The 26462-nt window shown below is 57.7% G+C and carries 21 protein-coding genes; 5 read left to right on the top strand and 16 right to left on the bottom strand.

The annotated features are described in order from the left end of the window. Window positions 1–24: 24 nt before the first annotated feature. On the top strand, window positions 25–1971 hold the full coding sequence (locus C7H10_RS04355) for a CASTOR/POLLUX-related putative ion channel (protein ID WP_106693897.1): 1947 nt from the start codon (window positions 25–27) through the stop codon (window positions 1969–1971). 20 nt (window positions 1972–1991) lie between these two features. Here C7H10_RS04355 and C7H10_RS04350 read toward each other — a convergent pair whose 3' ends face one another. The 3 genes from C7H10_RS04350 to C7H10_RS04340 are packed head-to-tail and all read right to left on the bottom strand — an operon-like array spanning window position 1992 to window position 4229. Further along, window positions 1992–2381, bottom strand: a complete 390-nt coding sequence (locus C7H10_RS04350) for a CBS domain-containing protein (protein WP_106693896.1) — start codon at window positions 2379–2381, stop codon at window positions 1992–1994. A 13-nt stretch (window positions 2382–2394) separates the two neighbouring features. Further along, window positions 2395–2745 (bottom strand): transcriptional regulator, encoded by a 351-nt coding sequence (locus tag C7H10_RS04345; RefSeq protein WP_106693895.1) that lies wholly within the window; start codon window positions 2743–2745, stop codon window positions 2395–2397. Beyond that, entirely contained in the window at window positions 2742–4229 is a 1488-nt protein-coding gene (locus tag C7H10_RS04340; protein ID WP_106693894.1) for a DUF1538 domain-containing protein, read from the bottom strand. The genes C7H10_RS04345 and C7H10_RS04340 overlap by 4 nt, the downstream gene beginning before the upstream one ends. A 307-nt stretch (window positions 4230–4536) precedes the next feature. Here C7H10_RS04340 and C7H10_RS04335 point away from each other — a divergent pair, with 307 nt between their 5' ends. Further along, window positions 4537–6129, top strand: a complete 1593-nt coding sequence (locus C7H10_RS04335; protein WP_106693893.1) for an isocitrate lyase — start codon at window positions 4537–4539, stop codon at window positions 6127–6129. Window positions 6130–6251: 122 nt separating this feature from the next. On the opposite strand, the gene C7H10_RS04330 is transcribed toward C7H10_RS04335, so the two are convergent. Further along, window positions 6252–7700: a phospholipase D family protein gene (locus C7H10_RS04330; protein ID WP_244178176.1), complete on the bottom strand. Its 1449-nt coding sequence runs from the start codon at window positions 7698–7700 to the stop codon at window positions 6252–6254. An 88-nt stretch (window positions 7701–7788) separates the two neighbouring features. Further along, on the bottom strand, window positions 7789–8391 hold the full coding sequence (locus C7H10_RS19405) for a TetR family transcriptional regulator (RefSeq protein ID WP_106693891.1): 603 nt from the start codon (window positions 8389–8391) through the stop codon (window positions 7789–7791). 168 nt (window positions 8392–8559) lie between these two features. Between C7H10_RS19405 and C7H10_RS04320 the strand changes: the two genes are divergently transcribed. Next, window positions 8560–9726, top strand: a complete 1167-nt coding sequence (locus tag C7H10_RS04320) for an efflux RND transporter periplasmic adaptor subunit (RefSeq protein WP_106693890.1) — start codon at window positions 8560–8562, stop codon at window positions 9724–9726. After that, a complete protein-coding gene (locus C7H10_RS04315) occupies window positions 9726–12839 on the top strand; it encodes an efflux RND transporter permease subunit (RefSeq protein ID WP_106693889.1) in 3114 nt (1037 codons plus the stop codon). The genes C7H10_RS04320 and C7H10_RS04315 overlap by 1 nt, the downstream gene beginning before the upstream one ends. Before the next feature lie 13 nt (window positions 12840–12852). On the opposite strand, the gene C7H10_RS19175 is transcribed toward C7H10_RS04315, so the two are convergent. Next, window positions 12853–13011, bottom strand: coding sequence for a hypothetical protein (locus tag C7H10_RS19175; RefSeq protein WP_167392876.1), 159 nt, complete (start codon window positions 13009–13011; stop codon window positions 12853–12855). An 83-nt stretch (window positions 13012–13094) separates the two neighbouring features. Between C7H10_RS19175 and C7H10_RS04310 the strand changes: the two genes are divergently transcribed. Then, window positions 13095–14441, top strand: coding sequence for an SUMF1/EgtB/PvdO family nonheme iron enzyme (locus tag C7H10_RS04310; RefSeq protein ID WP_106693888.1), 1347 nt, complete (start codon window positions 13095–13097; stop codon window positions 14439–14441). Here C7H10_RS04310 and C7H10_RS04305 read toward each other — a convergent pair. The 10 genes from C7H10_RS04305 to accB form a co-directional block, all read right to left on the bottom strand. Continuing rightward, window positions 14434–15369: an alpha/beta fold hydrolase gene (locus C7H10_RS04305; protein WP_106693887.1), complete on the bottom strand. Its 936-nt coding sequence runs from the start codon at window positions 15367–15369 to the stop codon at window positions 14434–14436. The genes C7H10_RS04310 and C7H10_RS04305 overlap by 8 nt on opposite strands. 127 nt (window positions 15370–15496) lie before the next feature. After that, the gene (locus C7H10_RS04300) at window positions 15497–17683 is read right to left on the bottom strand and encodes a TonB-dependent receptor family protein (RefSeq protein ID WP_106693886.1); all 2187 of its coding nucleotides are present in this window, start codon (window positions 17681–17683) and stop codon (window positions 15497–15499) included. A gap of 161 nt (window positions 17684–17844) precedes the next feature. Further along, entirely contained in the window at window positions 17845–19128 is a 1284-nt protein-coding gene (gene purD, locus C7H10_RS04295; RefSeq protein ID WP_106693885.1) for a phosphoribosylamine--glycine ligase, read from the bottom strand. Between the two features lie 22 nt (window positions 19129–19150). Next, window positions 19151–20731, bottom strand: a complete 1581-nt coding sequence (gene purH / locus C7H10_RS04290) for a bifunctional phosphoribosylaminoimidazolecarboxamide formyltransferase/IMP cyclohydrolase (protein WP_106693884.1) — start codon at window positions 20729–20731, stop codon at window positions 19151–19153. Between the two features lie 101 nt (window positions 20732–20832). Then, complete coding sequence (gene fis / locus C7H10_RS04285) at window positions 20833–21150, bottom strand: DNA-binding transcriptional regulator Fis (protein ID WP_106693883.1); 318 nt, start codon at window positions 21148–21150, stop codon at window positions 20833–20835. After that, the gene (gene dusB, locus C7H10_RS04280; RefSeq protein ID WP_244178190.1) at window positions 21147–22142 is read right to left on the bottom strand and encodes a tRNA dihydrouridine synthase DusB; all 996 of its coding nucleotides are present in this window, start codon (window positions 22140–22142) and stop codon (window positions 21147–21149) included. Before dusB ends, fis begins: the two co-directional genes overlap by 4 nt. Before the next feature lie 203 nt (window positions 22143–22345). After that, window positions 22346–23620: a DUF3426 domain-containing protein gene (locus C7H10_RS04275; protein ID WP_106693881.1), complete on the bottom strand. Its 1275-nt coding sequence runs from the start codon at window positions 23618–23620 to the stop codon at window positions 22346–22348. Window positions 23621–23727: 107 nt separating this feature from the next. After that, entirely contained in the window at window positions 23728–24624 is an 897-nt protein-coding gene (gene prmA, locus C7H10_RS04270; protein ID WP_106693880.1) for a 50S ribosomal protein L11 methyltransferase, read from the bottom strand. A gap of 2 nt (window positions 24625–24626) precedes the next feature. Next, the gene (gene accC, locus C7H10_RS04265) at window positions 24627–25973 is read right to left on the bottom strand and encodes an acetyl-CoA carboxylase biotin carboxylase subunit (RefSeq protein WP_058092456.1); all 1347 of its coding nucleotides are present in this window, start codon (window positions 25971–25973) and stop codon (window positions 24627–24629) included. 18 nt (window positions 25974–25991) lie between these two features. Continuing rightward, window positions 25992–26456 (bottom strand): acetyl-CoA carboxylase biotin carboxyl carrier protein, encoded by a 465-nt coding sequence (gene accB, locus C7H10_RS04260; protein ID WP_106693879.1) that lies wholly within the window; start codon window positions 26454–26456, stop codon window positions 25992–25994. Window positions 26457–26462: the final 6 nt, after the last annotated feature.

Raw genomic sequence — 26462 nt, 5'->3', positions numbered from 1 at the left:
TGACCATTCGCAAAAAGGAGCCTTATGCTGCCATTCAGGGTTGTAGATCGCCTCAAATTTATACTTGAGCGCCAGCTTGTCAAAGGGGCGGGCTTCCAGCTCGTAGTGGTTGGTTTCTTTATCGGCCTGATATCACTGATTGGCGGATTGCTGGTGGTGCCCCAGGGTGGAGAATTCGATGACCCAGGCTCGGCTGTCTGGTGGGCCTTTCTTCGGCTGACCGACCCAGGCTATCTGGGTGACGATGTTGGTACCTGGCAGCGAATCGTGTCTACGTTGCTCACGGTACTTGGGTACGTGGTGTTCATGGGCACGCTGGTGGCCATCCTCACCCGTTGGTTGATCGCCAAGATGGAGGAGCTGGAAAGGGGGCTTACGCCGGTCACCCTCAAGAACCACTTTGTGGTACTTGGCTGGAGTGCACAGACACCGCCGCTGGTGTCCGAGTTGTTCGGCTCTACCGGGCGAATGCAACGTTTTCTGGAAAAGCACGACACCCATAAACTCAGAATGGTTGTGCTGGCGCAGGAGGCCAGTGCGGCGCAGGTTCATGAACTGATGAGTGAGCCCGGTGTGGGTCGCCGTGCCCGAGAGGTTATTTTGCGGTCCGGCTCTCCGATCCAGCCCGAGGCCCTTCATCGTGTGGCCTGCCTGGACGCGGCGGCGGTGATTGTGCCGAGCCATGTTCATGATGTTGGCAGCCTGGTGACCTCTGACGTCGAATCCGTGAAGGCGCTGTTATCCATCGCCGCTCAAGCCCGTCAATTGAGTGCGCCCTTGCCCTTTGTCGTGGTTGAAATTCAGGATATGCGCAAGTTATCAGTGATTGAGCGTGCCTATCCTGGGGCCGTCGAGGTGGTGGCAGGTGATGCGACGATCAGTCGTTTACTGGTTCAGAACGTGCTTCACCCTCATCTCTCCGAGGTCTATAACGAGCTTCTGACGGCGGGCGACGGCAATGAAATTTTCGTTCGCGGTGGAGAAACGGCTGAAGGGCAAACCCTGGCAGAACTGGCGGCGAACCGGCCGAAAGCCATTGTACTTGGCCTGCTCCAGCCCAGACCTGAGGGTGGCTGGCATGTAAACCTTCTGGCACCCACCGACACCATAATACGCAATGAAGACAGGGTGGTTTTGATGGCCAGGGATTACGAACACACAGGGCCCGATGCGAAGGCCGAGCCCATGGGTGTGATTGAGCGGGCGGAGTCGGTGCCTCGCTCTCAAAGCGTCCAGGCAAGACAGCGGATACTTGTGTTGGGTTGGAGTCGAAGGGTGCCCAGCCTGGTGTCGGAATTCGGCAGTTATCCGGGGCGCCGGTTTGAATTGGATCTGGTATCGGTGGTGCCCGTTGAGGAGCGACGCCGTGAGATCAGCCGGTATGGTGCGGACCTGCTGGCGGTCAATGGCCGTCTGCTTGAGGCAGACTACATGGTTGAGGAGGACCTGCGTCGCCTTGACCCTGCCAGCTATGACGCGGTCATGCTGCTCAGCAGTGATCGGGTTGGTTCTGGTGAGGAGGCCGATGCCAGGGCCATGGTGGGCTATCTGCAACTTGAGGATCTGCTGGCGGAGTCATCCCGCCGGCCGCAGGTGATCATGGAACTCAGCGATCCCGATAACCGGCATCTGTTGTACGGAAACCGAAGTGAGATGCTGATTACGCCCATGGTGCTCAGCCATGTGCTCGCTCAGGTAGCGCTGCGCCGCGAGCTCCGGGTAGTTCTGGATGAACTGTTTACGGTCGGGGGCGCGGAGATTCAGTTTCGCGATCCTCACGATTATCCTTTGCCCGCCAGTACGGATTTCCAGCTACTTGAGAAAATCGTTGCGGACAAAGGCGAGATAGCGCTGGGCCTCTATCGCGCGGTTGCCGATGAGCGTGGTCGTCACCTGTTGATGAATCCGCCAAGGGATTGCTATCTGGATCTGAAGTCCGGTGACCAGTTACTGGTGCTCTCCAGAAACTGACACCGTTGCGGTGGCTTATGTCAGTCGATGGTATCCAGTAATGCTTTCATGATGTCGTCCATCACGACAAAGCCCTGCAATTCGTTGTCAGCCAGCACCAGTAGGCGCTTTACCCGATGATCGGTCATCAGGCTGGCAGCATGCCTGAGCGAGAGGCTTCCACCGACACTGATGACCGGTTTGGCACAAACGTCATAAACGTTCAGAAGATCGATGTCGCCGTCTTCAGCAATAACGGCTTTCAGGACGTTGGTGTAGGTGATCAGCCCCCAGGCATCGTGGTCGCTCTGGCGCTCAACCACAAGAGACTTCACGTTATGGCGTTTCATTAACGACAATGCTTCTCGCAGAGTTGCGAAGGGTGAAATCTTGATGATCTCGGTGACCATCACATCTTTGACCAGTTTCATGGTGCTGCTCCGATCAGAGTGAATCTTTCAGATGTTGTTCAAACTTTTCAACCTGGGCCAGGTCGATGCCCCCCAGGTGTTCCAGTGGGACAGTAAAAATCAGGCCTTGCGAGTCCTTCGGGTCGGGCATGACGACCTTTTGCAGAGCTTTGAGTATCTCCAGCGATAGTCCTTTTTCCAACACCATCAGCAACACGCTCTGGCTGCCGTCATAGGTGAGCCCGAAAAACGTCTTTTTGGCCGTATTGCTTATCCCGCGGCCAGACATCACGGTGATACCACCGGCCCCCAGTTCGCGGGCTTCATCAATGCACTCCTGTTCCAGATCTTCCGGAACGATTGCGACCAGTACCGAAAATTTCATTGGATTGCCTTCCTGTGATCTGAAATATATTGGGAAACGATGGCATAGGCCATCACCGTAACGATGGGGAAAATGGATGCGAATGCAATAAGCCCGAAGCCATCAATCAACACGTTACGGCCGTCGATGCTCGAGGCCAGGCCAATGCCCAGCGCCGTCACCAATGGAACCGTCACTTCCGACGTGGTTACGCCGCCAAGGTCGAAGGCCAGGGCAACGATGTACTTTGGAGAGAGTACGGTCAGAAGGATAACAAGAACGTAGCCGCCCATAATGTAATAGTGAATGGAGTCGCCGGTAATGATCCGATGCACACCGATCGTAATACCAATGGCAACGCCAACGGCCACCAGAATTCGGATAACGTTACCGTTCAGGGCGCCGGCCGCGGCTTCTTCTGCCTGTTTGCCGATGGCGATAAGAGCCGGTTCGGCCATGGTGGTGGCAAAGCCGATCAGCAGGGCGAACAGGTAGACATAGGTAAAATTATCACGAGCGGTGAGTTGCTCCGCCATGCTGGTGCCGATCGGGAAAAGCCCCATCTTCAGCCCCACCACAAACGCGTACAGACCGAGAATGACCAGCACAAAACCGAAGATGACTTTGCGCGGGTTGCTCAGTTTTCTGCGCAGCACCAGGTACTGGAAAACAATGACGGTCAGAATGATTGGCAGGACATCGCGCACCATTTCCAGGAGGTCTACCAGCATCGCCAGCGGGCCGGAGGGCGCTTCGGTGTCGCTGTCAGTGGTCAGCAGCAACTCTCCGCTCTCAGTGTTGCCGCCGTAGACAATCATTCCGTAGATCTGAACGGTGATCATCGGCACCATCACCGCAAGGGCAACCAGGCCAAAGCCATCTGTCAGTGGGTTTCGCCCCCGAATGGACGCGGCCAGTCCGATCCCCAGTGCCGCAATAAGCGGCACAGTAACCACATTGGTGGTGACACCCCCGGAATCATAGGCGAGCCCCACGATCTCTTCCGGCGCAAACCAGGTTACGATCACGACCGTGACATAGCCAACGATCATGAACCAGTGCAAGGGGTATCCGAAAATGGTGCGGAATATCCCAAGGGCCACCACCAGCCCGACGGACAATGCCACCAGCATCCTGAGAGTGAAGGCATCTATCCGGCCTTCACTGATGCTCTGGGCCTGCTCGGCAACCGCAATCAGGGCTGGCTCGGCGACCACGGCGGAGAACCCCATGGCAAAGCCAAAACTCAACAATATGATGATGGAACCGCGCTTGGCGAATTGGTTGGACAGGCTTTTACCAACGGGAAAAATGCTGAGTTCAAGGCCCTGAAGAAAGAGGGCAACACCCACGGCAACGATCAACAGGCCAATGGTCATGCTGGCCAGGTTATCGGGTACCTGTTGCAGAATGACCAGCTGGAAAAATACGACGACAACGACGATAGGCAGCAGGTTCTTGAGAGCGTGCAGCAGCGAGTGGCCAAAAGAGGTCAGGTAGAACACAAATGAATCCTGTTGTCCCGAGCTGGTCAGGGCGAATGACAAATATCATGGATATGCTGAATGTTAGCATTTCCCGGAACAGCAACCATGATCCTGCTCAACTTGAGGTATTCATGGTGTGGACTTGGTATTCACCAGAAAAATGCCGAAAATACACCATATAAATTTCAATTATAAATCGGAAAGCACTAAAGTTACGCCCAACGTCATCCCCTGCCGGGTTGTATGAGCAGGCGGTTGGCTCCGGAGGCTGCTGGCAGCAGCGTTTCCGACCCTTTTGAACACTAACGTAGAAAGGATAGAGACCATGCCCTACGCACAAGACGTCGACCAGATTGCTTCCATCCTGAAGCAGAACCCGACCTGGAATGCCATCAACCCCAAGCACGCTGCCCGCATGCGCGCCCAGAACAAATTCAAGACTGGTCTGGACATCGCCAAGTACACCGCCAAGATCATGCGCGAAGACATGGCTGCTTACGACGCCGATTCTTCCCAGTACACCCAGTCTCTGGGTTGCTGGCACGGTTTCATTGGCCAGCAGAAGCTGATCTCCATCAAGAAGCACTTCGGTACCACCAAGCGTCGTTACCTGTACCTGTCTGGCTGGATGGTTGCTGCCCTGCGTTCCGAGTTCGGCCCGCTGCCTGACCAGTCCATGCACGAGAAGACTGCGGTTTCTGGCCTGATCGAAGAGCTGTACACCTTCCTGCGCCAGGCTGACGCATGGGAACTGAACCACCTGTTCCGTGCCCTGGAAGAAGCTGAAAACGCCGGCGACACCGCCAAGGCTGCCGAGCTGATCAAGCAGATCGACAACCACGAAACTCACGTTGTGCCGATCATTGCCGACATCGACGCTGGTTTCGGTAATGCCGAAGCAACCTACCTGCTGGCCAAGCAGATGATTGAAGCCGGTGCTTGCTGTATCCAGATCGAAAACCAGGTATCTGACGAGAAGCAGTGTGGCCACCAGGACGGTAAAGTAACCGTTCCGCACGCCGACTTCCTGTCCAAGATCAACGCGGTTCGTCTGGCGTTCCTGGAACTGGGTGTGGACGACGGTGTTATCGTTGCCCGTACTGACTCCCTGGGTGCTGGCCTGACCAAGCAGATCGCTGTCACCAACGAGCCGGGTGACCTGGGTGACCAGTACAACAGCTTCCTGGACGGCGAGTACATCGAAGACGCTTCCCAGATCGAGAACGGCGACGTTGTGATCAAGTCCAACGGCAAGCTGCTGAAGCCGAAGCGCCTGGCCTCTGGCCTGTTCTGCTTCAAGCCGGGCTCTGGCGAAGACCGTGTTGTTCTGGACTGTATCACCAGCCTGCAGAACGGCGCCGACATGCTGTGGATCGAGACTGAAAAGCCGCACGTTGGCCAGATCGCTGCCATGGTTAACCGCATCAAGGAAGTGGTACCCGACGCCAAGCTGGTTTACAACAACAGCCCGTCCTTCAACTGGACTCTGAACTTCCGTCAGCAGGTATTCGATGCCATGCAGGAAGAAGGCAAAGACGTATCTGCCTACGACCGCGCCAAGCTGATGAGCGCCGAGTACGACAACACTGAGCTGGGCCAGCTGGCTGACGAGTGGTGCCGTAACTTCCAGCGTGATGCGTCCCGTGAAGCTGGTGTATTCCACCACCTGATCACTCTGCCGACGTACCACACTGCAGCCCTGTCTACCGACAACCTGGCCAAAGGCTACTTCGGTGACGAAGGCATGCTGGCCTACGTTGAAGGTGTTCAGCGCAAGGAAATCCGTCAGGGCATCGCGACTGTGAAGCACCAGGACATGGCCGGTTCCAACATCGGTGATGACCACAAAGAGTTCTTCGCTGGTGAAGCGGCTCTGAAGGCCGGTGGTAAAGACAACACCATGAACCAGTTCGGTTAATCGACCGGTTCCGGTTGTCCGGCAGGCACTCATTGCCTGCCAGCTACCAGAAACCCCGCAAGGCTTTTGCTTTGCGGGGTTTTCTTTCAGATGCTTGAACTGTATCGCAATTCAGTTTCTGATCAGAGGAGCGGTTCAAGAGGAAGTAGTGACATCAGGAATACCAGTGTGCGGATGCCTGCCGATGTATAGGGTTCTTTGGTGTGAATGGTTTTGCCATCCGGGTTCTGTTCAACCCAATACAGGCGGTCGCGGGAATCAAGTCGCACCCGGTAGCTGCTGCTCGGCAGCAATGAACTGATCTCCCGTTCCATATTTCCAGCGAGTTTTTCACTTTCAATGACAAAGCCAAGTTCAGTGTTGAGGTTAATTGACCGGGGATCGAAGTTAAACGAGCCGATAAACACGTCTCTGTGGTCCACAATGAAGGTCTTTGCGTGAAGGCTGGAACCTGAGTTGCCAAAGGGCCTTTTAGATTCGTGGGGTTCTATGGAATCGCTGCCCAGTTTGCGCATTTCGAACAGCTCCACTCCGGCCTTGATCAGTGGTTTACGGTAGCCTGCGTATCCCGAATGAACAGCGGCAACATCGGTCGCCTCCAGGGAGTTGGTCAGGATGCGGACCCGAATGCCCTGTCCGGCCAGATTCCGAAAATAATCCAAGCCTTCGGCGGTCGGAACAAAGTAGGGTGAGATCAGGGTCAGGGCGGTTTTCGGCTCGCCAATGGCATTACGTAGCTGATGGCTGAGCATGGCTCTTTGTTGGGCTTTGTCTGCGATTTTCCCGGGTGGATCACTGATCATGCGGGTTGGTGCCCACAATAAAGAGAGATTGCCATCAACTATTTGTTCCGTTAGTTCTGAGTTTTCAATGGCTTCCAGGTAATGTTGGGCCCTGGCGGCATTCTGTTGTTGCTTGAGCCGGTGGAGCATGTGTTTTGCGCTCCCACTTGCTTTCGGTAGCAGTGTTTGTGCCGGATAACTGAACGGACTGTTCCAGTATTTATCGAAGTCGGCTGAGACCTCGTCCACGACCGCGCCCGCAGCCAGGACATCAAGATCTGAAAATAGCAGGCCGTCTGTGGCGCCGAAGTATTCATCGCCGATGTTACGGCCGCCAATAATAGTAACTTGGTTGTCGGCGGTAAAAGATTTGTTGTGCATTCGCCGGTTAAGTCGTGAAAAATCGGTGATATAGCCAAGCCATTTGGGCGAGCGAACCACAAAGGGGTTGAACAGCCGGATGTGTATGTTGGGTTGTTCAGCCAAGGCCGCGAGGGCGTCATCCATGCCTCGAATACCGTTGTCGTCAAGCAGCAGGCGGACGCGAACACCGCGGTCAGCTGCGGACAACAAAGACTCCAGCAATAACGTGCCGGTAATGTCGGCACGCCAGATATAGTACTGAATGTCTAGCGTCTGCTCGGCAGCCCCCGTGAGAAGAATTCGGGCCGTGAAGGCGTCGTGAGCATCGGCCAGCGGGTGGATGCCGGATAAATCGGGGTTGGTCTGGCGCTTGGAAAGCCAGGCGCGGCCCAGGCGGGTATCAGTGGTAACATGATCAGGGGCCACATAATGTTGCGTTTTTTGTTCGAGAACTGGCAGGGCGCAGCCTGCCAATATCAGCAAGGAAAGCGCAAATGCGCAGGTTCGTAAGGGTTCAGGGCCGTAACAGCAGGCCACGGAAACTACTTTCGACAAATATGGGGGCAATGTCATTTAGCGGCCACTTTTCCGGATCTGCCAGCCAGTCAAAGAACAGACCCAGCATCTGTGTGTGGAGCAGGTAGGCGGCTTGCGCCGGAGTCAGTTCAGGGTGTAGTTTTGCTCGGTTGCTCGGGCGCTCCAGGATTTCGGTCAAAAACTCGGTGGCTTCCAGGGCCAGTTCCCTATGCTTGGCGATGGCCTGGTCAGATTCGTTGCGATGGAACAGGATCTTGTATACCCGAAAGTAGCGGGTATCTTCGGCTAGCTTGCGCAGAGCGATAATGCACAGGTTTTTCAGGCTTTCAAGCCCCTGATCTGCTTCTGCGGTTTCATCCATCATCTTGCTCAGCGGCGCCCTGACCCGCTCGAGCATGGCGTCCAGGACGTCTGCCTTGTTACGAAAATGCCAGTACACGGCGCCTCGGGTAACACCAGCCTTGCGGGCAATTGTTTCCAGTGAGGTTTTTGCAACCCCTTTGTCCATAAAGATGCATTCAGCCGCATCAAGAATCGCTTCCCGCGTAGCTTCGGCTTCGGCTTTTGTTTTACGGGCCATGGTAAATCACAGTCATCTAATTGTGGAAAAACGAAGTATAAAGGAATCTTGTTTGCTTACATACATGATTGGATGTATTTTGGCACGACGTTCAGGGTATAGGAAATCCGCCCTCCTTTCATAGTTGGGGCGTTTAACATAGTCAACCGGTTTTCAGGAGACACCGCCATGCGTATTGATAACGCATCCGGGCCATGGGCCCGCACCGCAAAGGTTTGTGCAGTATTGTCCTCTCTGTTGATTGTCAGCGCATGCAGTAACGACGATGCAGGAGACCAGCAGGGCGATGGTATGCCCCCGGCGGCTGTTGTAGTTGAGCGGGCGAAGGCGTCAGACATCAGTGTACGGCAAGACTACGCTGGCCGCGCGCGTGGAGCGCGGGAGGTCGAAGTTCGGGCGCGTATCCAGGGTATTCTTGAAGAGCGCCTTTACGAAGAAGGTCAGATGGTGCGAGAGGGTGACTCGCTGTTCCGGATCGATCCAAAGCCTGCGGAGGCTGCGCTGCAGGGGGCTAAAGCTCAACGCCAAATGGCCGAGGCAGATTTGCGCCAGGCGGAGCGCGAGTGGAACAGGATATCGTCTTTGTTCCAGCGTAATGCAGTCAGTGAGCGTGAAAGGGATGCTGCCCAGTCAGCGTTGGAACTGGCTCAGGCTAACCTCGCGGTTGCCAGTGCCGGGATTTCTCAGGCAGAGCTGGATGTTGGTTATACCTCGGTGAAAGCCCCGATCAGTGGGGTCACCAGCCTTGAGGATTTTCCGGAGGGCAGCCTGATCAGCACGGGTACCTTGCTTACCACGATTGTTCAGCTGGATCCTATCCATGTGCGGTTTGCTTTGCCGGAGAACGATGCCAGCATTCGCCGAGCTGCGCGCGAAGGCATGCGCGATGCGATAGAGCAGGAAGTGGCTGCCCGCCTTGTCCTCGCTGACGGCCAGGAGTATGAGCTGGATGGCCGGATAGACTTTACGGCATCCACTCTGGACCCTCGAACAGGCACGGTGTCGGCGCGGGCAATCTTCCCCAATCCTGAGAATGAGATTGTGCCTGGCCAGTTCGTGCGTGTGCGGGTTGAATTGCAGAATTTTGAAAATGCCGTCGCTATTCCTGAGAAGGCGGTGACTCAGGGCCCTGATGGCCCCGTGGTATTTACGGTAAGTGATGAAAACACCGCTCAGGCTCGTCAAGTTGAGCTTGGTCCGGTGACTGGCGGCCGCCAGATCATACTGAGCGGATTGGAAGAGGGCGATCTTTACATCGTAAGTGGTCTTGTTAACCTGCGCGATGGCTCCCGGGTTGAGGTGACCAACCCGGACGACGAGGGAGGTGCTGGCTGATGCTTCGTACTTTCATTGATCGTCCTATCTTTGCTTCAGTTGTTTCTATCATCATCACCCTCGGCGGCCTTCTGGCACTGATCGGATTGCCTGTAGAGCAGTACCCCAATGTGGTGCCGCCTCAGGTTGTGGTTGATGGGCGTTTTCCGGGCGCCAGCGCGGATGTGATTTCTGATTCGGTGGTGGCACCGCTGGAGCAGGAAATCAACGGTGTGGATAACATGATCTACATGGAGTCCAGCGCCACCGACTCAGGCATTTTCCAGATAACAGTGTCTTTCGAGATCGGAACGGATCCTGACCAGGCAACCATTAACGTCAATAACCGCGTTCAGCAAGCGCTGGCGCGCTTGCCGCAATCGGTACGTGACCAAGGGTTGAAGGTAGAGGCGCGTTCCACATCGATCCTCCAGGTTGTTACCCTTTCTTCGCCAGATAACAGCATGGATGTGGTGGAAATCTCAAATTATGCCCTGCTGAATGTCCTCGACGAGCTGGTGCGTTTGCCAGGCATTGGTGATGCTTCTCTTTTCGGTGCCCAGGATTACTCCATGCGAGTTTGGCTGCGTCCCGACAAGCTGGCTCAGTTCGAGCTGACTCCTGACGATGTGGCCAATTCCTTGCGCGCCCAGAATGCCCAGTTTGCCGCTGGCCGTATCGGAGCGGAACCGGCACCGGAGGGGCAGGCATTTACCTTCAGCGTGTCGGCCCCGGGTCGCCTGACCACTCCGGAAGAGTTTGGCGAAGTTATTCTGCGCAGTGATGAACAGGGAGCATCCTTGAGATTGAAGGATGTTGCCCGCATCGAGTTGGGTGCGCAGAATTATGATTTTTCGGCCACCTACAATGGCGGTGCGACGGTGCCCATTGGTGTGTATCTGCAGCCCGGGGCCAATGCGTTGGATGCTGCTGAAGCAGTGAATGCCGCTATGCAAGAAATTTCGGGACGTTTCCCGGAAGGGCTGGAATACGACGCTCCTTACGATACGACCCTGTTCATCGATATCTCCATTCAGGAGGTGATCTCTACCTTTATCGTGGCGGTATTACTGGTGGTGCTGGTCACCTTCCTGTTCCTGCAACATTTCAACGCGACCCTGATTCCGTTAATTGCCATCCCGGTATCCCTGATCGGCACGTTTGCCGGCATGCAGGCCCTTGGGTTCTCGGTCAACCTGCTGACGCTGTTCGGGCTGATACTGGCCATCGGGGTGGTGGTGGATAACGCCATCATCATCATGGAAAACGCCGAGCGCCTGATGAAAGAGCAGGGCATGTCCTCCTACGACGCGGCGGTGGAGACCATTCAGCAAGTATCGGGCGCGGTGGTCTCATCCACCCTGGTGCTGGTTGCCGTGTTCGCGCCGGTGGCCTTCCTGGGGGGGCTCAGTGGTGAGTTGTACCGGCAGTTTGCCATCACCATTGCTGTCTCGGTGGTGATCTCAGGCGTGGTGGCGCTCACGCTGACCCCCGCAATGTGTGCTCTGTTGCTGGGTCACGAGGGCAAACAGTTGACCGTATTCCGCTGGTTCGATGCCGGTTTTGAAAAGCTCACCAAGGGCTTCTCCGCCGTAGTGGACTGGCTGCTGAGGCATGCCGTTATAGGCGTGCTACTGTTTGTAACGATGATTGGCGGCACTGCCTTTCTGCTGAACAAAATGCCCTCGGGCCTGGTGCCCCAGGAGGATCAGGGGTTTGTGCTGGCGGCCTACTCGTTGCCTCCTTCATCGGCCCTGAGCCGAACAGCCAATACCCGAGACGAGCTGGCTGAGCAGATGATGCAGTTGCCGGAAGTGAAAGATGTGGTGTCTTTTGCCGGCTTTGACATCATCTCCAGCGCCTTGCGCACCAACAGCGGTGTCGCCTTCGTGACTCTGGAGGATTGGGCCGAGCGGGAAGGCGAGGGACAGAAGGCCGCCGATATTGCCAATAAAATCATGGGCATCGGCTTTGGTATGCCGGAAGCCTTCGTGATTGCCTTCACTCCGCCGCCTATTCAGGGCTTGTCCACGACCGGTGGCGTCGAGGGCTACATCCAGGCCCGGGGTGGTCGGACGTCGACCGAGATAAAGGCTATCGCTGATCAGTTCACTCAGGCTGCCAATGCCCGGCCAGAGCTGCAAAACGTGCGGGTTACTCTCGACACAGGCATTCCCCGTTACCAGGCCAACGTGGATCGGGAAAAAGCCCAGGCAGCTGGCGTGCCAATCGATCAGATCTTCACCACCATGCAGAGCACCTTCGGTGGCCTGTACGTGAATGACTTCACTCTGCAGGGCCGTAACTGGCAGGTAAACCTGCAGTCGGAGGGTGAGTTCCGCAGTCATCCGGACGATCTGCGCCGGGTGTTTGTCCGTTCGGGCTACGGCGAGATGATTCCACTGAGTTCCCTGGTGGAACTGGAACGGGTCAGCGGCCCGGACATCCTGAACCGGTTTAATGTGTATCCGGCGGCCAAGCTGTTGGCTGACCCGGCGCCCGGTTATACGACCGGTGATGCCCTGACAGCCCTGCAGGCAGTTGCTGCTGAACAGTTTGATCGCAATACCCTGCTGGGCTGGACCGGTGAAGCCTATCAGCTGCAGGATTCCGCCGATTCCGGCATTCTCGCCTTTGGCATGGGCCTGCTGCTGGTGTTCCTGATACTGGCGGCGCAGTACGAGCGCTGGGGCTTGCCGGTAGCGGTGGCGACGGCTGTGCCGTTCGGTGTCTTTGGTGCTGCTCTGGCATCGTTACTCCGTGGTTTCCCCAACGATATCTATTTCCAGGTGGGCCTGCTGGTGTTGATTGGCCTGGCTGCGAAAAACGCCATTCTGATCGTGGAATTTGCCGCCCAGAACCGGAAAAGTGGCATGAGTTCCTTTGATGCTGCCAGCACCGCTGCACGGCAGCGTTTCCGGGCCATTATGATGACAGCACTGACGTTCATCGTGGGTTCCATGCCGCTGGCCTTCAGTACCGGTGCGGGTGCGGTTTCCCGTCAGGAAATCGGTACCGTAGTGGTGGGCGGTATGCTGGCTGCCAGTACCCTGGCGCTGTTCTTCGTGCCGTTGTTCTACAAGCTGATCGAAGATCTTGCCGATTGGCGGCGTAACCGCAAGAAGGCTGCCTGAGGTGGCCTGATTTTCAGCGCCTATCGTATTGATAGCGACTAAACCGCCGCGGGTTTCCGACCTCGGCGGTTTTTTCTTTGTTATCCTTCATTGGAGTGCGAAGCCGTGTCGGGAAGGCCTGTCCAAAAAACGCTCCTTGCGGCACATCCATGTGGCGCTTCTGCTCCGCCATCCATGGCTCCGCAAATTTTTGGACAGGCCTTCCCGACACGTCTTCCCAGACTTTGGGAGTGAGACGCTTTGGAGTTAGGGCTTATGGTTGCCGAGGACAATAAGATTCAGCTGCTGGAAGAGTTAGAGTTAGCCAGATCCCGCACGGAGCAACTGATCCGCACGCTGGCGGAGCAGCAACTCGATGTTCCCTACCATCCCGGTGTGAACCCTCCGCTCTGGGAAATGGGGCATTCTGCGTTCTTCTATGAGGTCTTCGTGTTTAACCTGCTGGATGGCACGCTAAGTTATAATCCTGCCATGGACGACCTCTGGGATTCCTTTCATGTGGATCACACGGATCGCTGGCGCCGGGATTTGTTTCCCGGCCGTGAGGAAACGCTCACGTACTTCAATGCCATTTACGATCGGGTTGCAGAGCGCATCAAGAACCGGGAGTTGACCGAGCGGGAGTTGTATCTCTACCGCTACGCGATTTATCACCAGAACATGCACATCGAGTCGCTGATCTGGTGCCGGCAGACGGTGGGGTATCCGGCGCCTGCAGATTTCAAAGGCGACCGGCCGGCACCGGGTGAGGCCATAGCGGGTGATGCGGAAATCCCAGCCGGGCGCTGGGTAATTGGTATGCCCGGCGAGTCTCAACACTACGCAACCGACGACTTTGCCTTCGATGCCGAGAAACCCCGCTTCGAGATTGAACTGCCGGCGTTTGCCATCAGTCGTACGCCGGTGAGCAACCGCGAGTTTCAGGCGTTTGTGGACGATTGCGGCTACCAGCGGCCAGAGTTGTGGTCTTTCGGGGGCAGGAAATGGCTGGAGTCCGAGCAGGATGTCAGCCTGGTGCATGGTGTGGGTGAGCCCCTGATGCATGTGCCCCGGCACCCGTTGTACTGGCGCTGGCATGACGGCCATTGGCAAGAGCGGGTGTTCGACCAGTGGCTGGCCCTGGAGCCGGATGCGCCGGTTACCCATGTCACCTATTGGGAAGCGGAGGCGTACTGCAAGTGGGCGGGACGTCGGTTGCCGACGGAGTACGAGTGGGAAGTGGCGGCGCTGGGCAACAAGCCCGGGGAACCGTTCCGCCGTTATCCCTGGGGCAATGAAGCCCCGGATAGTTCAAGGGTGGATATGGACAGCCGCACCATGGCCCGGAATCCGGTGTGGGATTATCCCGCCGGGGACAGTCGGTCTGGTTGCCGGCAGATGATCGGTGCGGTGTGGGAGTGGACCACCAACGACTTCTTGCCCTATGATGGTTTCAAGGTAGACATGTACCCGTTTATGTCCACCTTGCAGTTTGCCACCCATAAGGTCACCAAGGGTGGCAGCTGTGCCACGTCAACCAACCTGATTCGTGGCACTTACCGGCAGGCTTACCTGCCGTTTCGCGGTGATGTGTATACCGGGTTCCGTACCTGCGCTATTTGACGCTTTCTGCCAGAAAGTCCCGGAATAGCTGAGCAGATTCCGCAGGTGTTTCAACCATGGGCGCATGGCCAATATCGTCCAGAAGCACTTTTCGGGCATTGGGGATGGCTTCCACAAACACATCGGCGTTGCGGTAGTCGATTACCCGGTCCAGCTTGCCCCAGATCACCAGTACCGGGGCTTCGATGTGGGTGATGGCGTTGCGGAAATCTGGTTCAAAGCCGGTGTCTCGAATGGCCGCAAAGATCACTTGGTTCACTTCCTGATTCGCAATGGCCTTTTCCTCCATCACATCGAAAATTGGCCAGGGCACGAACGGGCGCTTCTCCAGGGCGAAGTCCAGTAGCTTGTCAAAATCACCTTTCTTCGTCGGGATCAGCGGGTTGTCACCATCCAGCACCCGATCTACCAGTTCGCTTTCATACTCAAAGATTCCGGCGGGATCGAACAGTACTGCGGTCTGAATCTGATCCGGATGGGTGGCGGCGTAGAGCGCGGTGATCGCGCCCCCCATGGAGTTGCCCATCATATGGAACTGCTTTACGCCGAGTTCAGCCAGGATCTGGTTCAGGTAGTTCACCTGGTCTTCAAACCGGTAGCCGATGTCCAGAGGCTTGCTGCTGTCGCCATGGCCGGGCAGGTCGATGGCGTAGACGTTGAACTCGCCCTTGAACTCCTTGGCCAGCCGCGTCCAGTTATCCTTGTTGGCGCCGAAGCCGTGTATCAGGACCAGGGTGTCACCTTCTACAGCCTCTTTGCTGCGCAGATAGGCAATGTCCAACTCGCCGACTGTGACTTCCGCTGTCTCAAGGCCGGCGCTGGAACGCTCCCAGCCGATGGCGCTGTCGTAGATGCCCTGTTTGGAACAGGCGCTGACAAGAAGGGTGGTGACAAGCAGCAGGGCAAGGTTGAGTGCGTTTCGGGGCACGGAGAACTCCTTTTCATTGTGGTCGTTGTGAACGCTAACACTACCCCAGAAAAAAGCCCGGTCAATGGCCGGGCTGAAGTTTTCCTGAGTCAGGCTGGTCCGTCAGCCTTTTGCGTGGAGACTTCGATCAGAAATCGACGGTAACGCCCACAGATGCGGTGCGAGGCAGGTTCGGCCGGGCGCCATCCGGTGAGCGAGCGATGATTTTTTGGGTATCGAACACATTATCGAGCTTGGCAAAGACGCGGGCGCCTTCGGCAACGCGGTAGCTGCCGGAAAGATCAACTACAGTGAGAGATTCGGTCTTTCTGAAGGTGTTGTCGGTGCCGCTGCGATCGCAGGTATTATCGATACACATCTCGTCGACGTATGACACGTTCAGGTAGGCGTCCCACTGGTCCCCGGCGCGCAGCCCGGTGCGCAGGTTCAGGACGTTCTCCGGCAGGTAGACAAGGTTGTCGCCCTTCAGAACGGTACCGGAATCGCTGTCTTTGGTGACCTCGGCATCGGTGTAGGTCCAGGTGGCTTCAACCGGAACCGACAGGCCGTTGGTCAGAGCGAACTCGTAGCCTGCCAGGGCTTCAATACCCTGAATGCGGGCTTCACCCTGACTGACCGAGCCAGTGTCCTGGCCGCCAGCGCAAGGGGTGGCCACGGAGCAGTTCTGGACCGTGTTTTCATAGTCACTGTAGAAGCCGATCAGCTCGTAGCGACCGGCGCCACGCTGAATCCGGGCGCCGAGCTCGTAGTTGGTGCTGAGTTCGGGTTCAACATCGGTGCTGCCTGCGCCCGCCGGGGCCATGCCCCGATGAATACCGGCCAGGAGGGTTACGCCGCCATCCAGTTTGTAGGTTGCGCCCAGGCCAGGTAGCAGTTCACCGGTACTGTTTGAGGCGCGGTCTTGCACATCGGTCCGGGCTTCTTGCTGATAGCGAACACGACTGGTTTCAATATCCTCGTACCTGAGCAGGCCGGTGACGGTAAGGCGATCGTTAACCTCAACGCGGTCGGCAATGTAGGCACTCCAGGCCTCGGCTTTTTCGATGGCATTGTTGCTGCCGCTGATGCCGCTTCCGGAGGTGGTTGAGACATACTGTAGAACCGGGCGACCGTTCACGATCACCTGGTCGAAGGTGTCTACCGGCTGCAGGCGGTCTACTTCATCTTCGTGGTAGCGCAGGCCGAAGGTGAGGTCGTGGCGCATGCCTGTCAGATTGAGACCCCAATCTGCTACAAAATCGATACCCTGTGATTCGTACTCACGTGCGTTGTTCTTGATCTCTATGCCGGCCAGGTCTGTCTCACCGCGAAGCTGCTGCTGGGCCAGGGCGTCACCACCATTGGCGTCGTTGATCAGGGAGTTCAGCCCCGCAGCTTTGTACCAGTTGCGTTTGAATTCGTTGCGGTAGGCGGTGGTGGTCAGGGTTACATCGTTGTTGAAATCCACCAGGTGCCGGGCCATGAAACCGGTGCGCTGGGTATCCATGTTATCCCGTTCAGAGGCAAAGTAGCGCTGGTCCGGGTTGGCGTTGAAATCCGCGTCGGTCAGACCGAGGTAAGTTTCCAGGCTCAGCTCTTCGCTGTAATCCACTTTCAGGTCGAGCTGATGGTAGATGTCGGCATCTGCGCGGGTGTTCAGACGGAGCTTGGCGACGTAATCCTGCTTGTCGAAGCCGGCTTCGCGGTCTGATTGGCGAATGTCTTTGAAGCCGTCGCTCTCATGCTGGTGAGTTTCGATCAGCCAGCCGGCTTGTTCGCTGTTGGTGCCATACCAGGCATGGATGCGTTTGCCGTTATCTTCGGCAACTTCCGCCGTTACCCGGCCGCCGGTCGTGGTCGGAATTGGCGTGGAGCGCAGGTTAATGGCGCCGCCAACGGTGGCCGGGCCGTACCGGAGCAGGTCTGGTCCTTTCAGCACTTCAACGCCGTTGATGCGGCCGAAGGACGGGAAGTAGTAAGCGGCTGGGCCAGAGTAGGGAGCAGGGGCCATCAGCACGCCGTCTTCCATCAGGGTAACCTTGCCGGACCGGCCGGAACCGGAGCCACGAATACCGATGTTAGGACGCAGGCCGTAGCCTTCCTCTTCGAGCAGATAAACACCAGGCACTTGCTTTACCACTCGGTGCACGTCGGTGTACTTCATAGTTTCCAGGTCTTCGTTTGTCACCACATGGGCTGAGCCCGGCAGGCTGGCGGCTGAGGTCTCGTCACCGATGATGACCAGCTCCTTCAGTGTGTGCTCCTGGGCAGCGGCAGGAAGGGAGGCGGCCATGATGGCGGCTACGATAAAACGGCGGGTAAATCGTTGTTGCATAATCGCATCCTGTGTAGGTGTTATTGAATAAGGGTTGCAACTATACAAATGATAAGCGTTAACAACAAGAAATTATTATGATGTAGATTTAAATTTACTATTGGCTTTCGGCCATAAAAAACCCGGCGCGGGGCCGGGTTGTGACTCGCTAGCAGGCAGCTCTACTGTTCCCGGGCAATGGCCCGGTAGGCAATGTCGTTCCGATAGAACATGCCGTTCCAACTAATTTTCTTCGCCAGCTGGTAAGCCCGCTGCTGGGCCTCAGTCACGGTGTTGCCCAAAGCGGTGGCGCACAGAACCCGGCCACCGGCAGTCACCACGTTATCACCATCCAGCTTGGTACCGGCGTGGAAGACTTTCTCACCTTCTGTTTCACCTTCCGGCAGGCCGGAGATCACATCGCCCTTGCTGTAGTCGGCGGGATAACCACCGGCAGCCAGTACAATGCCTACAGAGGCGCGCTCGTCCCACTCGGAGTCGCTCTGGTCCAGTTTGCCATCCACGGCGGCCTGGCACAGTTCCACCAAGTCCGACTTCATGCGCAGCATGATCGGCTGGGTTTCCGGGTCACCGAACCGGCAATTGAATTCGATCACTTTGGGAGCGCCATTGGTGTCGATCATCAGACCAGCGTATAGGAAGCCCTTGTAGGGGTGGCCTTCAGCGGCCATGCCGTTGACGGTGGGGTAGATCACCTCATCCATGATGCGCTGGTGCACATCCGGGGTGACCACCGGGGCGGGGGAGTAGGCGCCCATGCCGCCGGTGTTGGGGCCGGTGTCGCCATCGCCCACTCGTTTGTGGTCCTGTGAAGTGGCCATGGCCAGCACGTTTTTGCCGTCGACCATCACGATGAACGAGGCTTCTTCGCCGTCGAGGAATTCTTCCACCACCACGCGGCTGCCGGCATCGCCAAAGGCGTTACCCGCAAGCATGTCGCGGATGGCATCTTCGGCTTCGGCCAGGGTCATGGCGACAATCACGCCTTTACCGGCGGCCAGGCCGTCGGCTTTGACCACAATCGGTGCGCCTTTTTCACGTACATAGGCGAGGGCTTCGTCCACATCAGTGAAATTGGCGTAGTCGGCGGTCGGGATCTTCTGGCGGGCCAGGAAGTCCTTGGTGAAGGCCTTGGAACCTTCCAGCTGGGCGGCGCCGGCGCTGGGGCCGAAGATGCGCAGGCCGCGGGCTTCAAACTTGTCCACCACGCCGGCTACCAGCGGGGCTTCCGGGCCGACGATGGTCAGGCCCACGCTATTCTGCTCGGCAAAATCCGCCAGGCCGTCCAGGTCCATCACGTCCAGGTCGACGTTTTCCAGATTCGGCTCCCGGGCGGTGCCGGCGTTGCCGGGCGCTACGAAGACTTTATCTGCCAGCGGGGATTGCGCGGCTTTCCAGGCCAGGGCGTGTTCGCGCCCGCCACTGCCAATAACCAGAATGTTCATATGTTGCTCCTGAATTCTTTGATCAGTGACGGAAATGGCGCATGCCGGTGAAGACCATGGCGATGCCGTGCTCGTTGGCGGCGTCAATCACTTCCTGGTCGCGCATGGAGCCGCCCGGCTGGATAACGGCAGTGATGCCGGCCGCTGCAGCGGCGTCGATGCCATCCCGGAACGGGAAGAACGCGTCAGAGGCCATCACGGAACCCTTCACTTCCAGGTTTTCATCCGCTGCCTTGATGCCGGCAATCTTCGCGCTGTAAACGCGGCTCATCTGCCCCGCGCCTACGCCGATGGTGCGGCCGGCCTTGGCGTACACGATGGCGTTGGATTTCACGTACTTGGCCACTTCCCAGGCGAACAGCAGGTCGTTAAGTTCCTGCTCGGAGGGCTGGCGCTCGGTCACGACTTTCACGTCTTCCATGGCGACCATGCCCAGGTCACGGTCCTGCACCAGCAGGCCACCGGTCACGCGCTTGTAGTCCATGGTTTGGGCGCGCTCGCCGTCGAACTCACCGCAGGCCAGCAGGCGCACGTTTTTCTTGGCGGCGACAATCTCAACCGCTTCGGCGGCCACGCTCGGGGCGATGATCACTTCCACGAACTGGCGATCCACGATGGCTTTGGCGGTGGCCGCGTCCAGTTCCCGGTTAAAGGCGATGATGCCTCCAAACGCCGAGGTGGGGTCGGTGGCAAAGGCCAGGTCGTAGGCCTGCAGAATATCGGCACCGATGGCCACACCACAGGGGTTGGCGTGCTTGACGATCACACAGGCCGGGTCGGCGAAGGGCTTGACGCACTCCAGGGCGGCGTCTGTGTCGGCCACGTTGTTGTAGCTCAGCTCCTTGCCCTGCAGCTGTTTGGCTGTGGCAATACAGGCTTCCTTCGGGTTGCGCTCGGCATAGAAAGCGGCCCGCTGGTGCGGGTTTTCACCGTAACGCATGTCCTGAACCTTCACGAACTGGGCATTGAAGGTGCGGGGAAAGTCGGCGTTGTCGTTGTCCGGGGTGCGGCCGCCCAGGTAGTTGGCGATGGCTCCGTCGTAACCGGCGGTGTGTTCGAAGGCTTTTACCGCCAGGTCGAAGCGGGTGCTGTAGGTCAGCTGGCCGTCGTTGCTGTCGAGTTCCTTCAGTACACGGCCGTAGTCGGAGGCGTTGACCACAATGGCCACATCGTTGTGGTTCTTGGCGGCGGCGCGGACCATGGTGGGACCGCCAATGTCGATGTTCTCGATGGCGGTGGCCAGATCGCAGTCCGGGTTGGCAACGGTTTCTTCAAACGGGTACAGGTTCACCACCACCATGTCGATGGGGTTAATGCCGTGCTCGCCCATGATGGCATCATCGGTACCGCGACGGCCCAGAATGCCACCGTGGATCTTCGGATGCAGGGTTTTGACCCGGCCGTCCATCATTTCAGGAAAACCGGTGTAGTCGGACACTTCGGTGACCGCTACGTTGTTTTCCTTGAGCAGGCGGAAGGTGCCGCCGGTGGAGAGCAGCTCAACGCCGCGTTCAGTCAGGGCACGGCCGAAATCGACGATGCCGGTTTTATCACTCACGCTGATCAGGGCGCGACGGACGGGGGTATTAGCCTGGTTTGCCATGGGTCACTTTCTTCGCTGTTCAGATAAGCCGGGGATAGCCTGGATATAAAGAACAAGGGCCTCGCGAACGCATCCGGGAGGCCCTTCAGGGACAAGTCTGATTATAGCAGACCGTACTGCTTGAGTTTCTTGCGCAGGGTGCCGCGATTCAGTCCGAGCATGGTCGAAGCCTTGGTCTGGTTGTTGCGGGTGTATTTCATCACCTGCTCCAGCAGCGGGGCTTCCACTTCCGACAGTACCAGCTGGTAAACGTCGGATACGGGGGCGCCATCCAGTTGCGCGAAGTAGTTCTTCAGAGCAACTTCCACGCTGTCACGCAGGGTGACGCTGTTGCCGCTGTTATTCACCGTATGCAGCTGATGCAGATCATCGTTTGCTGGTGTGCTCAGAGTGTCGTTTGCCAAAGTCTCAGCGGTCATGCTGCGAATACCTCTCCATTTCGTAAGCCTGAAAAATACTGCTCGATGCTGTCTTTTTGCTCCAGCGCATCGTCGATGGCGTTGAAGCGTTTACGGAACTGTTTGCTCTGATCGTGGGACTGCAGATACCAGCCCACGTGTTTTCTGGCGATACGCACGCCCATTTTCTCGCCATAAAAGGCATGTAGCTCTGCCAGGTGTTCCGACAAAATCTGCTCCACCTCATCCAGAGGCGGTTCCGGAAGGTGTTTTCCGGTGGTCAGATAGTGCAGGATCTCCCGGAAGATCCAGGGCCGGCCCTGGGCACCGCGGCCGATCAGCAGACCATCTGCGCCAGTGTATTCCAACACCCGCCGGGCTTTCTCCGGCGTGGTAATGTCGCCGTTGGCAAACACTGGAATGCCAACACTGGCTTTCACTTCTGCGATGGTGTCGTATTCCGCGTCGCCGTTGTATTTGTCTGCACGGGTACGACCGTGTACCGCGATGGCCTGTATGCCCGCGTCTTCGGCCATTCTCGCGATCACCGGTGCGTTCCGGTTGTCCTGATCCCAGCCAGTGCGCATTTTCAGGGTGACGGGAATGTCCACCGCGCTGGCCACCGCTTCCAGTATCGCCCTGACCAGTTTCTCATCTTTCATCAGGGCGGAACCCGCCGCTTTGTTGCAGACCTTCTTGGCAGGGCAGCCCATGTTGATATCGATAATCTGGGCCCCGAAGGCTGCATTCTGCCGCGCCGCATCGGCCAACATGTCCGGGTCGCCACCGGCAATCTGGACGGACCGGGGTTCCGGTTCGCCCTGATGGTTCAGGCGAGTCTGGGATTTGCGCGTATGCCAAAGTTTGCTGTCTGCTATGACCATTTCTGATACTGCCAGGCCCGCTCCCATCCGCCGGCAAAGCTGCCGGAAGGGGCGATCGGTTACACCGGCCATGGGTGCAACTATCAATGGGTTGGGCAGGGTATACGGCCCGATTTTTGCCGTCGGCAGCATGATCTGAGTCCGTGTCACAGCGAGTTAAGCAAGGTTCGGATAGAAGCGGCTGGTTAAATTATGACCGCTTCAGTCTCCGAAGGGCGGTAATGATACCGCCGGAGGGGACCTGATTGAAGGGGAAAAGTGCTGAAAAAATTGATTATTTTTCGTGCTTTTTGGTTGACTTTTGCGCTGTCAACTGACGTCCAGGTTCCCTCTCAGGGTGTCGAGGGCCGGAAGCTCAGATTGTAATTCACCGCGTCGCGGCCTGGATCGCGGATGCTGATGGCAATCCGCACCGGAGTCTCCGGGGGCATGGCGCTCAGGGCTTCCGCTTCACCGGCCAGGTATTCCTCGGGGGTAAACGTGCTCTGGGCCACCACATCACCGTTGAGATTGGAAAAGGTTAGGGCAATGGCCGGAAACGGCTGTTCGAAGGCCGCCCGGTTAATGATGACAGCGTCAACGATCAGTTGGGTGCGGTTGTCGGGATCGGTCCGGACCACCAGTTTTCGGCTCTGAATGGCGTCGACGTTGATCAGGGGCTTTAATTGGCAGCCGGCCAGTTCACAACCCTTCTCGTAGAACGGTCTGAGCTGCGGAACGGCAGACAGGCGATCAAACTGGAACCAGGTAACCTGGGCGACCAGGGCGCCCAGTAAGGCTACAACGACGAGCGTCCACAGGGCTGTTCTCAGGCGACTGCGGCCCTGGCCAACCGATACCGGGTCGCGGCGCAGATCCCGATACAGGGTGTCAGGCGCCTGATCAGCCCTGCGTGCCGGTTCTTTGGGGGTCGCAGGCCGGTCGTCATCGGTTGCCGCAAGCGTAAGTTCTTCGGGAGGGGTTGCGGGGCTGGCAGGCTCGCTTTTGCCTGGCGCTGGCGGCTCGGGTGTTTCATCGCTGCCGGCGGCGGAAGGTGCGCCGGGTGGTGGTGTATCCGGGGCTATCGGTTGACGATCCGGTTCAGGCTTGCTTTCAACTGACGGTGTTTTCGGTGCTGGTGGCTCGGGTTCGGCTGGCTTATCCGGTGCGCGCACCGGTTGATCGTCCGCCAGCATGGCTTCCGCCCAGCTTTCGTCAACGTCCTGCTTTTCCGGGGTCAGATCGTCATCGTGGTAGCCGGACTCTTCCGGTTCATCAAACGAGCGGAAACTGTCGCTCAGTTCGTCATCGGAAAACGTCAGTTTGCTCCCCGCATAGCGGCCTTCTGTGGCATCTTCTTCCGGGTTGTCGGCAAAGATAAAGTCGTCTTCATCGTGCCCGGTTTGGGTGGCCGAGGGTGGGGTGTCGGTCTCCCCGGCTGTTTTCTCGCCCGGTTCGGCTGGCGCAGAGCTGATGCCTGATTTAAGAACCCGGTGCTCGATCGCGTTAAAAACCTTCAGGCAGCTGCCACAACGGACTTTACCCCCGGCGATGCTGAGTTGTTCGTCAGTCACCCGGAAGCGGGTTTCGCAATTGGGGCACTGAGTCTGCAGGCTGCTCTGGGTCATGCTTCGTTCCTGAAAGCTTGATCGCGGATAGATCGATGCTCGATGATTAATCTATCACTACATCTACCATTACAAAGGAGGCAGTTTAGTCGTAAAGCCCGGGCTCGTCATCCGTCCTTGCGCCGTCCTGTGAGGCGTATCCAGTCTTCTTTCTGTTCCGGGTCGTCCATGATGAACCAGGGCTCGTAGGCATCCATGACGTCCCGGGCCTGATTGAACAGGATGCCGGACAACACCAGGTCACCGCCGGGCTTGGTCAGCTCGGCCAGTCTCGGTGCCAGCCCGATCAGTGGCTGGGCCAGGATGTTGGCCAGCATGATATCGGCACGGGTGTCGGGGTCGTTGCCCGGCAGGAACAGATCCAGCCGGTTGTCGTCAACGCCGTTACGGCGAGCATTTTCCCGACTGGCTTCCAGGGCTTGCGGATCGGTATCCACACCAACCACATGGTCCGCGCCAAGCAGCAGTGCGGCGAGGCCCAGAATGCCGGAGCCGCAACCGTAGTCGGTCACCTGTTTGCCCGCGACATCCTGGCCGTCGAGCCATTCCAGGCACAGGGCCGTGGTGGGGTGGGTGCCGGTGCCAAAGGCCAGGCCTGGGTCCAGTAACAGGTTGGCCGCATCCGGGTCTGGCGCTTCGTGCCAGCTGGGCACAATCCACAGGCGTTCACCGAACTGCAACGGGTGGAAGTCGTCCATCCAGGCCCGCTCCCAGTCCTTGTCTTCCACCAGGGTGACGTCGATTTCAGCCAGGGTTTGCTGGGTTTGCTGGTGCCAGGCGTCGCGGATATCCGCTAACAGTTGCTCGGTGTTGCGGTCGGACTGGAACAGGCCGGTCACCGTGGTCTGGCTCCATAAGGGGGTAGTGCCAGGGTCGGGCTCGTACAGGGGCTGGTCGGCTGCGTCTTCCATGGAAACGGCGTCTGCGCCCATTTCCATTAACAGGTCTTCCAGCTGATCCGCAGTGTCCGGATCAGCTGGAATCTGGAGTTGTATCCAGGGCATGGTTAATCCCGCATCAGTTTCTCAAGGTAGTGGATGGTGAAGTCTACCTGTTTAAAGCCACCATCGCGTACCAGTTTTCGATGCAGGGGTTGGTTGGTCTTGATGCCCTCGACCAGCATTTCGTCCAGCGCGTTCTTCATGCGCCGGCGGGCAATCTCCCGGTCGTCGCCCCAGGTGATCAGTTTGGCCACCAGGGAATCGTAGTACGGCGGTACCGTGTAGCCGCTGTACAGATGGGAGTCGACACGAATGCCATTGCCACCGGGAGCATGGAAATGTTTGACCTTGCCGGGGCTGGGCACGAAGGTTTGAGGGTCTTCGGCGTTGATCCGGCATTCGATGGCGTGGCCAGAGATGTGGATTTCGTCCTGGCTGTATTGCAGCGGCAGTCCGCTGGCAATGCGCAGCTGCTCACGGACGATATCAACACCGGTCACCATCTCGGAGACCGGGTGCTCAACCTGTACCCGGGTGTTCATCTCGATGAAATAGAACTCGCCGTCCTGGTACAGGAACTCAAAGGTGCCGGCACCCACGTAGCCGATTTCCTTACAGGCGTCGACGCAGGCCTTGAGCGTGCGTTCCCGGGATACCGGGTCAACATTCGGGGCCGGGGCTTCCTCGATGACTTTCTGGTTCCGGCGCTGCATGGAGCAGTCCCGGTCGCCCAAATGGATCACGTTGCCGTGCATGTCCGCCAGTACCTGAATCTCCACATGGCGTGGTGTTTCGAGGAATTTTTCCAGGTAGACGGTCGGATCGCCAAAAGCGTTCTTGGCTTCGCTCTGGGTGATTTGTACTGCCTTCAGCAATGCAGCCTCGGAATGCACCACCTGCATGCCACGACCACCACCACCGGAAGCGGCCTTGATCATTACCGGGTAGCCGATCTGGCGAGCCACCTGGAGGGTGCGCTCGTCGTCGTCCGTCAGCGGACCGTCAGAGCCGGGCACGGTGGGTACGCCGGCCTTCTTCATGGCTTCAATGGCGGATACCTTGTTGCCCATCAGGCGGATGGTTTCCGCTCTCGGTCCGATAAAGCGAAAGCCGCTTTTCTCGACCTGCTCAGCAAAGTCGGCGTTTTCAGCCAGGAAGCCGTAACCCGGGTGAATGCCTACGGAGTCCGTTACTTCTGCAGCGCTGATGATGGTCGGGATGTTCAGGTAGCTTTCCGTCGCGCTGTTGGGACCGATGCAGACGGTTTCGTCGGCGAGACGAACGTGCATAAGGTCGCGATCGACCTGTGAGTGCACGGCTACCGTCTTGATGCCCAGCTCTTTGCAGGCGCGGAGGATTCGCAGGGCGATTTCACCGCGGTTTGCGATCAGAACTTTTTCTAACATGGCCATGGTTAACAATCACCGAATTCAGGAAATGACGACCAGGGGCTGGTCAAACTCCACCGGCTGGCCATTCTCGACCAGGATTTCGGTGATGGTGCCGGCTTTGTCAGCCTCGATCTGGTTCATCATCTTCATGGCTTCCACAATGCAGATGACATCACCAACGTTTACCTTCTGGCCAACTTCGACAAACGCTGCAGCGCTCGGGGACGGTGAGCGGTAGAAGGTGCCCACCATCGGAGATTTCACTGCATGGCCATTGATGGCAGCTGGCGCAGAGGTTTGTTCAGCCGGCGCTGCCTCGGGTGCTGGGGTCGGTGCCGGAGCCTGGGGCGCGGGTGCTGAGTAGTGGCTCACGTAATGGCCACCGGAGGCCTGTTCCCGACGGCGCGATATACGAACTGAATCGTCACCCTCGTGAATCTCCAGCTCCTCGACGTCTGACTCCTCGAGCAGTTCAATCAGTTTCTTGATTTTACGAATATCCATAACTGT

It is taken from the genome of Marinobacter shengliensis (assembly GCF_003007715.1).
Classification (GTDB): Bacteria; Pseudomonadota; Gammaproteobacteria; order Pseudomonadales; family Oleiphilaceae; genus Marinobacter; species Marinobacter shengliensis.
Note: the sequence above shows the minus strand (reverse complement) of the source record. Positions and strands in the feature narration are given on the sequence as shown.